Below are 14,118 nucleotides of genomic sequence, written 5' to 3'. Positions count from 1 at the left end.
GAGGGTGAAACTGAATTCATGAGTAACGACTGGGTAAATCGGAATCTTGGACAAATGGTTCAAATCAATCGTGGGGGCCCTGAGTCAAGGGTAGGAAAGCTATTAGGTTATCATGAGGATTATTTAACTCTTTATACTGCTGAAGAAGGTTTACTCTATTTTCAAATACACCATATCAAAAGTATTACAACTAACAGTGTTTTAAATGCGATACCAAATATTTCGTATCAAAATAATAATCCTACACAAGCTGCCACTTTCCGACAATTATTAGAAAGTTTAAAGTATCAATGGGTAACTGTGAACCGTGGCGGCCCTGAAAAATTAGAGGGCGTTGTCGAAAGTGTTGATTCAGACTACATGATGATGATTGTGGATAAAGAGATCATTAGAATCACAATTTTTCATATTAAGAGTATAAGTTATGGTTACCAAAAGAAACGCAAGGATTTGAATATAGCGAAAGATTCTCAGAAATATAAAAATAAGGAAGAAGTCGAATCAGAAAAAAAAACTAATAATAACAAAAAACAAAAAGAAATGTTGGAGGAAAAGGATACAAACATCCAATCTTTAGATAATACGAAGAATCATCCAATTGAAAGAGGAACAGATGAGATAAATGAAGGTAACGAACAAGCTGAGTTAGGTTTGAAAAAGGAAGATTATCCGATAAATCGGCCAGCTGACGAACCAATAAATGAACCAGTAGCAGATACGTTAAATGTGAGTAGTGAAAAGGTTGAGGAGGGAGAAGACAAAAGGAAAGAAGACCTGTCGATTAAGACTTCAGACAAAACGAAAAAGGAGTCGAAGGAAATAGATATGAGAAAGGAAAAGAAAAGGAAAAGCGAGAGTTCTGAGGAAAAAAAGAAAAAGGAAGAAAAAAAGTCTACTGATAGTGTGAAGATGGAGTCTCAAAAAAAAGAAATGAAGAAGGAAAAAGAGAGTAAAGACAAAAATCCAGAACAGAAAAAGGGAAAGCAAACGGTTAAAAAGTTTACTGATAAAGTGAAAAAAGAGTCAGAGAAAAAAGGTATGGTAAAGGAAAGAGAGAGCAAGGATAACGATCCGGAACAGAAAAGGGAAATGCAGGGTTTAAATAATTCTACAAACAAAGTTATGAGTCATTCTGAGAATAAGGAGTTCCAACAGGACCAGAACAGCAAATCAAATGAGACATTAAAGAAAGAAAGCGTAATCGAAAATAATCCAGATGATCGTGATAATTCCAATCAGAATCAATCTGTTCAAAATTCAGCTAAGAATGAATTGAAAAATGAGAAGAGGAAGCATCGCTCTAAAACTCATAAAAGTAAGTTTATGGTGACAAAGGGCGGGACTAAATATATGAACTAGAAAGAGAGGGGGAGAATTCCTCCTTTCAATACTCTTAGAAAGGGGGATAAAAAATGTTTATTATATTATATTTTTGTATAATAGGTACATTTTTTTATATGAAATTTATTAAGCCACCAATTAATGTCAATGTTGAAACTAAAAAAATACGAAGAAAATCTCTCCATGCACCCGTACTAAAAATGTATCCGAAGGTGGCGAAAAAACATGATGGATAGTAGCACAGTCTTAATGATTTTTGTATTTTTATTTACGGTAATTGTTATGATGTGGAGACCATTTGGTTTAAACGAAATATATCCAACTACTATAGGGGCTATAATTGTTCTCATAAGTGGAATTGTACCACTTCAAGATTTATCCATTATCTTTCATATTGTTAGTGGTGCAGCGATTACCATTCTCTCTACTATCATTATGTCAATTGTACTAGAAAGCATAGGTTTTTTCCGATGGATTGCAGTAAATATCGTTAATAATGCTAAGGGATCAGGTATTAGACTATACATTTATATTATTCTTCTATGCTTTTTTATGACAATGTTTTTTAACAATGATGGAAGTATATTAATTACGACTCCTATCATCATTCACATTGTAAATATACTCCGTTTCAAACCACATCAAAAATTCCCCTATCTATTATCAGGAGCTTTAATTGCAACTGCTGCGAGTGCTCCAATCGCAGTGAGTAATATTGCTAACTTAATTGCATTAAAAATTGTTGGATTAACGTTAAACGGATATGTATTAATGATGTTTGTTCCATCCATGATAGGAATTATTGTCATTGCGTATATGTTATATGTTTACTTTAAAAAGGATATTCCTGTAAACATACCAATTGTGAAGGGTGATATTTATGTTCACTCTGAGACTGCTACACTGATGAACCATCCATATAAACAACAGCCAGAGCAACATGAGGTTGATTGGTGGTTGTTTAAAACTTGTATGGTAATCGTTGTTTTAGTACGAGCAAGCTTCTTTGCTTTATCTCCATTTGGGATTCCGATTGAGTGGATTGGGATGGTAGGTGCAGGTATCCTTGTTATCCTTAGGTGGTATCGGATTCAAATGGGAATAAAAGATATATTTTTAAAAACCCCTTGGCACATTTTGTTGTTCGCTTTTAATATGTATGTAATCGTTTATGGTCTTCGAAATGTTGGACTTAGTCACTTTATTGTCGAACAAATAGGATCAGCAGTATCAGATAGTATGTTTAATGCAAGTTTTATAATGGGGGGACTATTAACCGTAATTTCAAATCTATTTAATAATTTACCAGCCATTATGATTGGGACACTATCGTTGATGGACATGGGATTAGACCTCCATACTCTGCAAGTTGCCTATCTAGCTAACATAATAGGTAGTGATATAGGGGCATTGTTAACTCCTGTAGGGACATTAGCGACTTTAATTTGGATGTTCTTGTTGAAGAAGCATGGGATTGAAATTACATGGATAAAATATATGCGCGTCACAATATGGATTATCCCAATTGGTTTAATTGTAAGTTTAATCAGTTTGTATTTTTGGAACGAATGGCTACTCGTTATGAATTGGAGGTAATGAAACATGTTAGATTTACTAAAACCGCTCATTGGTAGAAAAGTTCTCTTGGAGATTTCTGGTAATAAAAGAATTATTGGAATACTCATTGATATTGGAGCAGATCTTCTTGTTGTCTTTGATGGGAAAGATTATAACTATATTTCCAATGCTCATGTTCATTATTGTCTTTCAGTAGACGATGATTCGATGGAACTTCCTGAAAAACCATCTGAAATAGAAATCGAAGATGAGCTTTCACTAAGAAAAGTTTTAAGCTATGCAAAAGGGAGCTTTGTCGAAATTCTTGTAAATGGAAATGAATATATTCATGGCTATATTTCAAGTTTGATGAATAACTATTTTACTTTTTACACCCCTCTTTATAAAAATATTTTTATTTCCATACACCACCTAAAAATCGTCAGACCATACCCGCTAGGGAAAACTCCGTACAGTCTCACAAGTCAACAGCTACCATTACACCCAACTACTAATTCCTTGGCAAGAACTTTTGAAGTTCAACTAAATAGATATGTTGATCAATTAGTTGTGTTTAATTTAGGTGAAAAAGAAATATCAGTGGGGAAATTAGAGGATATTAAAAATAATATTGTTAAGTTTAAATTAGCAAAGGGAGGGCAAGCATTTATTAATCTTCAGCATATTAAATCATTCTATATACCGTAAGTTATGGACTAGTATGTACTTAATTGTATGTACTGGTCTAATTAATGAATTTGTATGGATAATTCGTTTAAACGAACGTTGATAAGGTGAATTAGTAACTGTCTGAACAAAATGTCTTTGCTCATATCACTCCCGTATAATTTTTCAAGGAATTAAACGAGCGGTGCAAGGTAAAAATCAGCGGTCAATTCCTAAAAGCTTTCTAAACCTGGGAAATATGTTGTGGACAAAATGGTATGCCCGAAAAATAAAATCTGAACAACTTATTGCTAGATTTTTAACAGTTCATTCTCAAGTTGTGGATTATGTATCTACTCTTACAGAAAAAGAACTTAGGAGCAAGGTTCGTCTGTCGAATGGTCAACAGATGTCCATTGGAGAAATGGTGGAGGCCCATTGCAACCATGTTCATCATCATATAGAGCAATTAAAGAAAGGCGCTCATTAATCGTAAGCGCCTTTTTGAATATTCTAAAATTATGATGCGTGTTTACTTAGAAGCTTAGCTAAAATGTGGGTTTTGTAGCTTTCTAGTTTTCTTCCTTCGTAATCGCGAATGCCTCGTTTCTTTAACTCCTTGACATACCAACCTTTACTTCCAAAATACATGGATTCCCCTCATCCTTTCTCTTTGGAATAGTTGAATTCTAAGAGGCGATTCGTGGTGATTACATTTTATTGTAACATTCTTCCATGAATAGGGGAAGATAATTGGTGGACAATTTTTTAAGACTTTACTAGTATAGGAGAGGTGAGAGGAGTGTGACGAGGATGAGTCGCTATTTGTCTTACGAGCAAATGGTTCAAATATGCGAGAAAATAAATGAGAAATTCATACCAGATGGTGAAGCATTCTTTGAGCAAGTAGAAGAGCTTTTTAATATAGAAGAACCTGTTACTTTTCAGCAATTTATGGTGATGACATTAAAAGGGCTATTATCCGTAGTGGATGAAGAGATTGAAAAAATTGAACAGAAAGCCACTATTAAACCAAGCTGTTTAAAAGGTTGTGCGCATTGCTGTTATTTTCCCATCATTGTGACACAAGCCGAAGGAAAAATGCTAGTGGATTACATCGAAACGTTACCGGAAAAAGCACGTGAAGATATGAAGGCGCATTTAAAAGACTATTTTTCAAGCTATGAGGCGAAGATCAAAGACGTGTGCTCCATGCCATTTGAAGGAGATTTTAAGAAAACATATATTCAAAAACAATTACCTTGCCCGTTTTTGGATACGAATTCTAATACGTGTAAAGCGTATGAAGTGCGTCCGATTCCGTGCCGAACCTATTTGAATTACTGTGATCCCATCGTCTGCGCCGAAAACGATGTACCAAAGGAACCGTTTAGTTACGAGTTCTTTTATGCTTTTTACATGCAAGCACTAAACGAAGTTATACAAGAGCTGGTCGAGGAAGAAGAGTTTCCGTTTCACTACCCTCAAGACCTCGTTACGTATGACTATTTACCAAACCTACTCAAAAAGTATTTACATGAAATTCGATAATGATAGACCGTAAGATTTGTTGGGGTAACAACATCTTACGGTCTTTTTTTTTAGGAGGCTCTTTTCTATGAGGTTGTTGGTAGTAAGTCAGGGAACTTTTACCTCATGAATTCGAGTGACTGGACTCCTGTGGTAGGGGAAAGACGCTGTAGGTATATGTGAGGAAACCTGGTTCCAGCAAGTGTCCGGAGCTATTCATCTTAATAATTTTAAAAGGAGCAATCTATACGGACACCTCGTTTGATTAATAACAGATATTGGGTAAAATTCCACTTTGTAAGATTTTTTAAAATAAATTTGGACAAAAATTTAAAAAATGTGTCGATTTTTTAACAATTGGAAATTACTGATTGTTGATTATGTTCTGAAAACTTAATATACTCTAGGTGTAAAGACACCTTAAGAACAATCAAGGGGGAAGGGAATAATGGAGTTTATTCATAGCTTAATTGGACAAGCGAATACACTACTATGGGGATATGTTCTAATTGGTCTTTTGCTTGGTTTAGGTTTACTTTTTACGATAAAAACGGGCTTTGTTCAAATTCGCTACTTAGGTGAAATGTTCCGCGTCGTGGCTGAAAAGCCAAAGAAAGATCAAAAGGGAAGTATTTCTTCACTGCAAGCTTTCTTTATCGGAGCTGCGACACGTATCGGGACAGGAAACGTCGCTGGGGTAGCAATGGCGATTGCGATTGGTGGACCAGGGGCTGTCTTCTGGATGTGGCTTGTAGCCATTCTTGGTGGGGCAAGTGCTTTTGTTGAAAGTACATTAGCGCAAATTTTTAAAGTGAAAGATAAAGACGGGTTCAAAGGTGGACCTGGTTACTATATGGAAAAGCAGTTAGGGAAGCGTTGGTTAAGTACCATTTTTGCGGTGACCATTATATTATCATTCGGAACAACATTTAATGCTGTTCAAAGTAATACAATTGCCACTGCGTTCAACAATTCATTTGGAATGAATGAGGCATTAATGGGCGCGTTGTTAACAGTATTAACGGCAATGATCATCTTCGGTGGAGTAAAACGAATTGCGCGTTTTTCTGCGATTATCGTACCGATTATGGCTGTATTCTACTTAGCATTAGCTTTATATGTGACAGTTATTAATATCACTGAAGTACCTGCATTAATTGCGTTAATTGTAAAGAGTGCGTTCGGATTAGAAGAAGTTATTGGTGGTGGAATTGGTGCTGCCATTATGAACGGTGTTAAGCGTGGATTATTCTCAAACGAAGCCGGGATGGGTTCTGCTCCGGTAGCAGCAGCGACAGCAAATGTATCTCACCCAGTAAAACAAGGATTTATCCAAGCATTAGGAGTATTCTTCGACACGTTACTTGTATGTTCGGCAACAGCCTTTATCATCTTATTATCCGAACCGTATAAGCAAGGGCTGGTGGGCATTGAATTAACACAAGCTTCTTTAGCTGAACATTTTGGACCTTGGGCAACTTATTTCTTAGCCTTTGCTATCTTCATGTTTGCCTTCAGTTCTATTATCGGAAGCTACTACTATGGAGAGGCGAACTTAGAGTTCATTCATAAGTCAAAAACAGCTTTATTCATCTATCGCGTAATTGCATTAGGAATGATCGTATTCGGATCGATGGCAAGCTTACAAATCGTTTGGGATTTAGCGGATTTAGCGATGGCATTAATGGCACTGACGAACTTAATAGCGATTGGTTTATTAGGGAAGTTTGCGTATAAAGCACTTCAGAATTATATGGAACAACGTAAACAAGGTTTAGACCCTGTATTCTATGCAGATGATATAGAAGGATTAAAAGGGGTTGAAAGCTGGCCAACTCGTGAATCTAAGTATGAAGAAGCGGTGTAATTGTGCGCTTTGTTCTAAATAATTAACATAAACCTTCCGGGATGTTGGAGTTTCAACATTCTGGAAGGTTTTTTTATTGTTACAGAAAGTTTAAGTTCAATAAAGTGTTAAAGTATTCTCTTTACAGTTTTTTGGTGTCTAGCTCCAAGCGCCATCGGCTCGGGTCGCTTCGGCCCTGCTGTGGTGACGGAAGCTTCCTCTCAGGTCCTCCAGCGCCCTTCGCCTAAGGACTTGCGCTTTGCGCTTTTTCTGTGAAAATAAAAGTTACCTATGAGCTGAATGGTCGATCACGATAGGTAGATGGTAGAAAGGAAACCCCGGGGAGAATAAATTTTCATGTCCGGGGTGTGAGTGTAAAATCATGTATGTTTCTTATGAGATTAATATATAGCGTCAGTCCTTCTTTCTCAAGTCGTTAGGGAAGAATCCATTTTTTCGCTTTTACGGCAAATTGTATTGTATGAAGTGTTTCGCAATAGTCCTTTTGAATGGATGCAGACGGAGTCTCATCAAAGGAGAAATAGGACAGAACAGAAAGGGATTTAAACCAGTCGCTCAAATCTTCTAACGTATGGGTAGTATTAGACCAGACGGTTTGTAAAGGAGGGCTATAAATGGGAAGGGCACCCTTCTTTAATTGACAACCTTGAATCTTTTCTTGAAACGTATAATCTTTAATTTCTAGTTTAATAGGGTGAAAAACATCCGGCCAATAATCGGCACGAGAACCAGTATGAGGATGAGTTCTAGCCCAACTGACGATTTGTTCCATTCTGGAGGGATCGTTGCGTAATATCAAATACAGCCTTTTTCCCAGTTCAATTCTTTTTAACAATGAATGAAACATTTGAACAGTTGTTCCAACTAACCGTGGTCGCCCATTAGTTATCGTATAAGGAAACAGAATGTGATTAAACGATAGGAAATCATACATTTTAAAGGGCAGGGAACTTGTGATGGACGAGACGTGATGAACGAGTCGTTTTTCAATAAAGTTTTGTTCATTAACTATCAGGGCAATGGTTAACCGTTTATGGTTATGGTGAGTCCAAAAATCGTTCCACATCACTTCCATAAAAGAAGATACGTGGAAATGAGGAAGTAAGTGAAATAGATTCTTCTTTTGCTTTTTTGATTGCTCGTAAAGCAATAATTGGGGAAAAGCATCGTGAAAAATGAGCCAATTCCCTCGCTCTAAAAAAGAAAAGAAACTTGTTCTTTCTTTATCTTTTAATAAGCTTGGGAGAAATTCTCCTTGCAAATCGGTCATATTCCATCCCGCATTTCGCGAGACAAGGTGAGCAAGGAGTGACCAATGAATTTCAGGATGTTTTAAATAAAAAGTAAGATAGGCTTCAGTTCGGTTAATATTATTCACGTTATGATAGCGTGTTTCTTCGCGAATTCGCTGGATTAAACGCTTTTCTTCATTCGTAAGTGGTGAAAAAGAGGGGGAAGAGGACATTTGATTGAGTAAGTGTTGTTTTAATTCGCTATCGATAAGCAAAAGAATCTTCCTCCTTAAGAATGTGTTAAAAATGATATGAATAAATATAGGTAAGGGTTTGGAAAGAGGTGACATCTTATGTATGAGCAAGCTTTGGAAGAGATTCACCGTCTGAAAAGCGAACTGATAAAAGAGCAGCAGCCTGATGGTTCATGGAACTACCCGTTCGATACGGGGGTAATAACGGACTGTTCGATGATTATTTTGCTTTCATCTTTAAAAATGAGAGATGAACCGTTAATCGAGAGACTTGTTGGTCGAATCGTTTCAAAGCAAGAAGCAAACGGTACGTGGAAGCTATACCCAGATGAAAAAGATGGCAATTTATCTGTTACAATTTTAGCTTACTATGCTTTACTGTATTCAAATAAGGTATCGAAACGTGACCCAAAAATGCATATGACCAAACAATTTATTTTGAAAAAAGGAGGGATTGCAGAAGCTGAATTTTTTACGAAGATTATTTTAGCTGTTACTGGTCAGTATGATTGGTCATCCATTCCTGTTGCTCCTATTGAAGTAGTTTTATTACCTACGACTTTTCCTCTTAATCTCTATGATTTGTCTATTTTTGCCCGAGTCAATTTAGTACCCATCTTAATTCTCTCCAATCAGAGGTTTGCCGTGCGCACGAAAGATGCTCCTGACTTGTCCGATCTCCTTATTCATCGGCAAGGTCAGTCGCATGTTCATTCACGTGAATGGAATTCCTTTATGGCAATTTTGTCTCAAGGGGTCAAGCGGCTAGTAGGTGCGCCTGCGGAAATAAGAAAGTTAGCTTATGAGAAAGCTGTTCAATATATGGTTAATCGAATTGAGCCCGATGGTACGTTTTATAGTTATTTCAGTGCGACATTCTTTATGGTTTATGCCCTGCTTTCGCAAGGTTTTTCAAAACAGCACCCTATCATATTAAATGCTATCAATGGCTTGAAGACTTTTGAAATAGAAGTAGATGGATTGTCACATCTGCAATATACAACAGCGTCTGTTTGGAATACCGCGTTAATTAGCTATGCCCTTCAAGAAGCGGGAGAGCATTCCTCTTCAATCCCTGTTCAACAAGCCAATGAATACGTAAGGCGAAGGCAGCATTACGTTTATGGAGATTGGGCCGTTCATAATTCGAATGCTCTCCCTGGGGGATGGGGGTTTTCAACTGTAAACACCTTTAACCCTGACATAGATGATACAACCGCCGTATTACGAGCGATTCGAAATGATGCGATAAGCAAAGCTAGTTACCGAGTTCATTGGGATCGAGGAGTTCAATGGCTTATTAGCAGTCAAAACGATGACGGGGGATTTCCCGCTTTTGAAAAAAATGTCGATAAGTCTATTTTAACTTGGCTCCCATTTGAAGGGGGAAGGGGGATGCTCTTAGATCCGTCTTCTGCAGATTTAACGGGTCGAACATTGGAGTTCTTAGGAAACTTCTCTGGTGCGTTTAAAGATCAATATGTAATTAAAAGGGCGGTCAATTGGTTAATACGGAACCAAGAGAAAAATGGATCTTGGTATGCCCGATGGGGAATTTGTTATATTTATGGGACTTGGTGTGCCTTAACGGGATTAGTGGCAGTCAACGTTCGACGTGATCATCCAACCATCCGAAAAGCGGTATCGTGGTTATATTCAATTCAACAAGAGGATGGGGGTTTTGGAGAATCATGCAAAAGTGATATCGAAAAATCATATGTTCCACTTACGTTTAGTACGCGAACACATACTGCTTGGGCGTTAGATGCTCTATTAGCCGCAGAGGAAAAAATTACACCGCAAATGGAGAAGGCGTTCAATTTTCTAATTAATCCTAACAATGAGTTGCAAGAAGCTTGTCGTTATCCGAAAGGGCAAGGATTAGCTGGAAGCTTTTATATTCATTATCCAAGTTATGAATACTTATTTCCGTTATTAACATTAAGCCATTACTTAAAAAAGTGTGAAAGATAATATTGTGCAAGGAGCTCTACAGGGCTCCTTTTTTATTTGTGACTTTCGTTGTTAATACCATTTCTTTAAGGTTTCCCCTTATGTTAAGGGTTTAGTTCATTTACATAGGAGGTATATATTATATTAGTTACTAATTTAAAATAATTTTAAATAACAGTTGACATCGAAGAGGGTGAGACGTAATATATAAAATGTATTAAATAATAATTATTATAAATTGAAAATAAATTTAATGAGGTGAATGGTATGCAACGACGTTTAACAACTAATCAAGGTGCTCCAATTGGAAATAATCAAAGTTCTAAGACGGCTGGTCAAAATGGCCCGACGCTTCTCGAAGACTATCAACTTATTGAAAAGCTTGCTCACTTTGATCGTGAACGAGTCCCTGAACGGGTGGTTCATGCTAGAGGAGCTGGTGCTCATGGCGTGTTTGTAACGAAGAACAGTATGAAGCGCTATACAAAGGCGAAGTTTTTACAAGAAGAAGGAACAGAGACACCGGTGTTTGCTCGATTTTCTACAGTAGTTCACGGCACACATTCACCCGAAACATTGCGTGACCCTAGAGGATTTGCGGTGAAATTTTATACAGAAGAAGGGAACTATGATTTCGTTGGAAACAACTTACCTGTTTTTTTCATACGCGATGCAATGAAATTTCCTGATATGGTGCATGCGTTTAAGCCTGACCCACGAACAAATATTCAAGACCCTAATCGATTCTGGGATTTTGTATCGCTTTCACCTGAGTCTACTAATATGTTGCTTCATTTATTCTCAGATGAGGGGATTCCGAAAGACTATCGTCATATGAGGGGATCCAGTGTCCACGCGTTTAAATGGGTAAACGAATTTGGCAATACGGTATACGTTAAACTTCGTTGGGTACCAAAGCAAGGGGTACAAAATCTTTCTATTGAAGAGGCAGAAGCCATTCAAGCGAAAGACTTTAACCATGCATCACGCGATTTGTACGAGGCAATTGAACGCGGGGAGTATCCTGAATGGGACTTATATGTCCAAGTTTTGAAGCCAGAAGATATGCATCAATTTGATTTCAATCCACTTGATGCAACAAAGGATTGGTTTGAGGATAATATTCCATATGAATTCGTTGGAACAATGACTTTAAATAAAAATCCGGATAATGTTTTTGCTGAAACAGAGTCCTCTGCCTTCAGTCCAAGTGTATTAGTACCAGGCATGTTACCTTCAGAAGATAAACTACTACAAGGGCGTCTATTCTCTTATCCTGATACTCAACGGTATCGAATCGGTGCTAACTACTTGCAACTGCCGATTAATTGTCCGTTTGCGCAAGTTCATAACAATCAACGAGATGGTCATATGCCGTTCAAGCAACAAAAAAGCTCAATTAACTATGAACCGAATAGCTTTGATCATGAACCAAAAGAGGACTCTTCTTATGAAGAAGTAGAACAACCCATCCAGCATCAATCCATCGGACGATATATTACAGAAAAACCGAATAACTTTGATCAAGCGGGAGAAGTATGGAGACGTTATAGTGATGAAGAACAAGAAGCGGTCATCAAAAATTTAACGAACGATCTAAAGCAAGTACGAGAAGATATTGTACTTCGAGCTATTTGTAACTTCTATCGGGCAGATGAAACGTTAGGGATGCGACTGGCTAATCAATTAGGTGTGAATTTACAACCATACTTACAACACCTACCGAAATAATAAAAAAGTAGTTCATATAACATAGGAGAACTCTTAAAACTCAACTCGATTAACTATCTAATATACAAAAAGCTTGGGGCATTTTCCCAAGCTTTTGTTTATACTTCTTTTCTTGACGAATGGTCGGGGGTTCATTTTACGAATGACACTCTTTTTCTTCTTCAGCTACCTTTGTCAGTATCAATTCACTGATCAGCGTCCTGAATGTTTTTCAAAATCTCGTAGTCTACTCCTTGCTTATAAAGGGGAAACATTTTACTTTGCTATTAAAATGAATGTTTAATATTTCTCTTCAGATACCTGCTTTCCGCGTTGCCGATATGCACAAGTGGGGCCCTTCCTCATATCCCTCGAGTCAAGTTGATCCATTACTAAGGGGAAAAAACGATTCTCAACAATACACACTAAAAGCAACAAGCTTTTAGAAAAGAGCCTAAACAAAAGTCTTTTAAAAAAAGAGTCTTATGGAAAGTTTTTTAATAGAAGAGAAAGAAACATCTTGTAAGGAATTAGAGGGGTTTCCTTACTATTCCGAGTGGTTTTTATTTAAAGTTTAGTGTGTTATAGTGTTTTGCGGTTTTGAAACATAACAAGGTAAGGGTGCTTATTAGATGAAAAGAGAATGGATCATTCGCTGGTGTTTCTTTTTAATCGGGCTAATCGTTTTAGGGTTCGGAATTGCTTTAACGATTAAGGGGAAAATATTAGGGATTGGACCGTGGGATGTTTTTCACTACGGATTGTATCTGAAATTCGGCTTAACAATTGGAACGTGGTCGATAATTGTCGGGTTTTTTCTATTAACAATTACGTCGATCTTAACGAAATCATTCCCTAAAGCGGGGGCTTTTTTAAATATGTTACTGTTAGGATTGTTTATCGACTTTTTTGACTATGTAATTCCAAAGCCAAATGAGATTATAATACAAGTATTCTTGTTTGTATTGGGTATTATAGTGATTGGGTATGGAATAGGTTTATATGTATCGGCAAATTTTGGAGCTGGCCCTCGTGATGGTCTTATGTTGTATATTGTGGAAAAGACGGGTTGGAGTATTACGTGGGTTCGAAATGGGATTGAATTAGTTGTTTTAATTTTAGGTTGGGCTTTAGGTGGACCTGTTGGAATAGGCACGATATTTATTGCCTTTTTTCTTGGTAGATTCATTGCCTTTTCTTTGCCGCAATGCAAATGGCTTCTTCAGTACTTAGTGAGAGAACGTACAAATTATGCTTCTCATAAACGCTCAGCTATATAACAATAGGAAGAGGGTGTCCCAAAAGTAGCTGGGACACCCATTCTTTTTTTTGAAATACAAGGATTTACTAAAAGGTTGTTGTTTTTGGTCATACACTTTATCGTGAAAGGCGAACGCTTTCCGGACTTGCACAGGACGTGTTGGCCTCTGCGTTGGCCACAGGACGTGGCCGCTTTTAGCAGAGGTTCATTAAATTATCGCCTCCTCATCTCGCAAGCTCGTCTGCAGGGTCTTCGACTCGTGCTGTTCCCACTGGAGTCGCCGCCTTTCGCCAACTATTACGAACACAACCAAATAAAAAAGAAAACTCTCTTTTTTGGTATAATGAAGTCTAAATCTTACAAAAAAATTTGGTACAAAAATTTTTTAAAAAATGTGTTGACACTATAGTGTGGATGTTATATTATAAATAGCGTCGCTGTTAGCGAGTTGCTAAAAATCTTGCTTAACAGTAAATCGTAACAAAAAACTTTTAAAAAAAGTTATTGACACCAAACGGTTCGTTTGGTAATATAAAAAAGTCGCTGTCACGAGAAGGTGAAGCGACGGAAGAGTTCTTTGAAAACTAAACAAAACGAAGCGTCAACGTTAATTCTTTTTTATGAGCAATCAAACTTTTTTGGAGAGTTTGATCCTGGCTCAGGACGAACGCTGGCGGCGTGCCTAATACATGCAAGTCGAGCGAACAGATAGGGAGCTTGCTCCCTTGACGTTAGCGGCGGACGGGT

At 37.3% G+C, this 14,118-nt stretch carries 11 protein-coding genes and 1 rRNA gene; 10 read left to right on the top strand and 2 right to left on the bottom strand.

The window, feature by feature from the left end:
• The first annotated feature begins 18 nt into the window (after positions 1-18).
• The 4 genes from ML543_RS10240 (at position 19) to ML543_RS10225 (ending at position 4,054) form a co-directional block, all read left to right on the top strand.
• Complete coding sequence (locus ML543_RS10240) at positions 19-1,359, top strand: hypothetical protein (RefSeq protein WP_243387268.1); 1,341 nt, start codon at positions 19-21, stop codon at positions 1,357-1,359.
• Between the two features lie 207 nt (positions 1,360-1,566).
• Entirely contained in the window at positions 1,567-2,937 is a 1,371-nt protein-coding gene (locus tag ML543_RS10235; protein ID WP_472924424.1) for an arsenic transporter, read from the top strand.
• Positions 2,938-2,943: 6 nt separating this feature from the next.
• Positions 2,944-3,606: a DUF2642 domain-containing protein gene (locus ML543_RS10230; RefSeq protein WP_243387267.1), complete on the top strand. Its 663-nt coding sequence runs from the start codon at positions 2,944-2,946 to the stop codon at positions 3,604-3,606.
• A 163-nt stretch (positions 3,607-3,769) separates the two neighbouring features.
• A complete protein-coding gene (locus ML543_RS10225; protein WP_243387266.1) occupies positions 3,770-4,054 on the top strand; it encodes a DinB family protein in 285 nt (94 codons plus the stop codon).
• A gap of 29 nt (positions 4,055-4,083) precedes the next feature.
• Here the strand turns inward: ML543_RS10225 and ML543_RS10220 are convergent, their stop codons facing one another.
• On the bottom strand, positions 4,084-4,215 hold the full coding sequence (locus ML543_RS10220) for a YflJ family protein (protein ID WP_243387265.1): 132 nt from the start codon (positions 4,213-4,215) through the stop codon (positions 4,084-4,086).
• 162 nt (positions 4,216-4,377) lie between these two features.
• Here ML543_RS10220 and ML543_RS10215 point away from each other — a divergent pair, with 162 nt between their 5' ends.
• Both ML543_RS10215 and ML543_RS10210 read left to right on the top strand, forming a co-directional pair.
• Entirely contained in the window at positions 4,378-5,115 is a 738-nt protein-coding gene (locus ML543_RS10215; RefSeq protein WP_243387264.1) for a YkgJ family cysteine cluster protein, read from the top strand.
• Positions 5,116-5,542: 427 nt separating this feature from the next.
• Positions 5,543-6,961: an alanine/glycine:cation symporter family protein gene (locus ML543_RS10210; protein WP_243387263.1), complete on the top strand. Its 1,419-nt coding sequence runs from the start codon at positions 5,543-5,545 to the stop codon at positions 6,959-6,961.
• Between the two features lie 415 nt (positions 6,962-7,376).
• Here the strand turns inward: ML543_RS10210 and ML543_RS10205 are convergent, their stop codons facing one another.
• Positions 7,377-8,468, bottom strand: coding sequence for a DUF2515 family protein (locus ML543_RS10205; protein ID WP_243387262.1), 1,092 nt, complete (start codon positions 8,466-8,468; stop codon positions 7,377-7,379).
• Between the two features lie 78 nt (positions 8,469-8,546).
• On the opposite strand from ML543_RS10205, the gene shc reads away from it, so the two are divergent.
• The 4 genes from shc to ML543_RS10185 form a co-directional block, all read left to right on the top strand.
• Complete coding sequence (gene shc / locus ML543_RS10200) at positions 8,547-10,421, top strand: squalene--hopene cyclase (RefSeq protein WP_243387261.1); 1,875 nt, start codon at positions 8,547-8,549, stop codon at positions 10,419-10,421.
• Positions 10,422-10,667: 246 nt separating this feature from the next.
• Positions 10,668-12,131, top strand: coding sequence for a catalase (locus tag ML543_RS10195; RefSeq protein ID WP_243387260.1), 1,464 nt, complete (start codon positions 10,668-10,670; stop codon positions 12,129-12,131).
• 611 nt (positions 12,132-12,742) lie between these two features.
• Positions 12,743-13,390, top strand: a complete 648-nt coding sequence (locus ML543_RS10190; RefSeq protein WP_243387259.1) for a YczE/YyaS/YitT family protein — start codon at positions 12,743-12,745, stop codon at positions 13,388-13,390.
• A 616-nt stretch (positions 13,391-14,006) separates the two neighbouring features.
• A 16S ribosomal RNA gene (locus ML543_RS10185) occupies positions 14,007-14,118 on the top strand; the annotation flags it as partial.

Origin of the sequence: Bacillus kexueae (assembly GCF_022809095.1) — a bacterium.
Lineage (GTDB): Bacteria > Bacillota > Bacilli > Bacillales > Aeribacillaceae > Bacillus_BZ > Bacillus_BZ kexueae.
The sequence above is the reverse complement of the archived record's forward strand: the minus strand, read 5'-3'. Positions and strand labels throughout refer to the sequence as shown.

Excerpts from the sequence above, each read along its gene's own strand:
- ML543_RS10210 (WP_243387263.1), top strand. The coding sequence starts at position 5,543 with ATGGAGTTTATTCATAGCTTAATTGGACAAGCGAATACACTACTATGG.
- ML543_RS10230 (WP_243387267.1), top strand. The coding sequence starts at position 2,944 with ATGTTAGATTTACTAAAACCGCTCATTGGTAGAAAAGTTCTCTTGGAG.
- ML543_RS10240 (WP_243387268.1), top strand. The coding sequence starts at position 19 with ATGAGTAACGACTGGGTAAATCGGAATCTTGGACAAATGGTTCAAATC.
- shc (WP_243387261.1), top strand. The coding sequence starts at position 8,547 with ATGTATGAGCAAGCTTTGGAAGAGATTCACCGTCTGAAAAGCGAACTG.
- ML543_RS10235 (WP_472924424.1), top strand. The coding sequence starts at position 1,567 with ATGATGGATAGTAGCACAGTCTTAATGATTTTTGTATTTTTATTTACG.
- ML543_RS10220 (WP_243387265.1), bottom strand. The coding sequence starts at position 4,215 with ATGTATTTTGGAAGTAAAGGTTGGTATGTCAAGGAGTTAAAGAAACGA.
- ML543_RS10190 (WP_243387259.1), top strand. The coding sequence starts at position 12,743 with ATGAAAAGAGAATGGATCATTCGCTGGTGTTTCTTTTTAATCGGGCTA.
- ML543_RS10215 (WP_243387264.1), top strand. The coding sequence starts at position 4,378 with ATGAGTCGCTATTTGTCTTACGAGCAAATGGTTCAAATATGCGAGAAA.
- ML543_RS10195 (WP_243387260.1), top strand. The coding sequence starts at position 10,668 with ATGCAACGACGTTTAACAACTAATCAAGGTGCTCCAATTGGAAATAAT.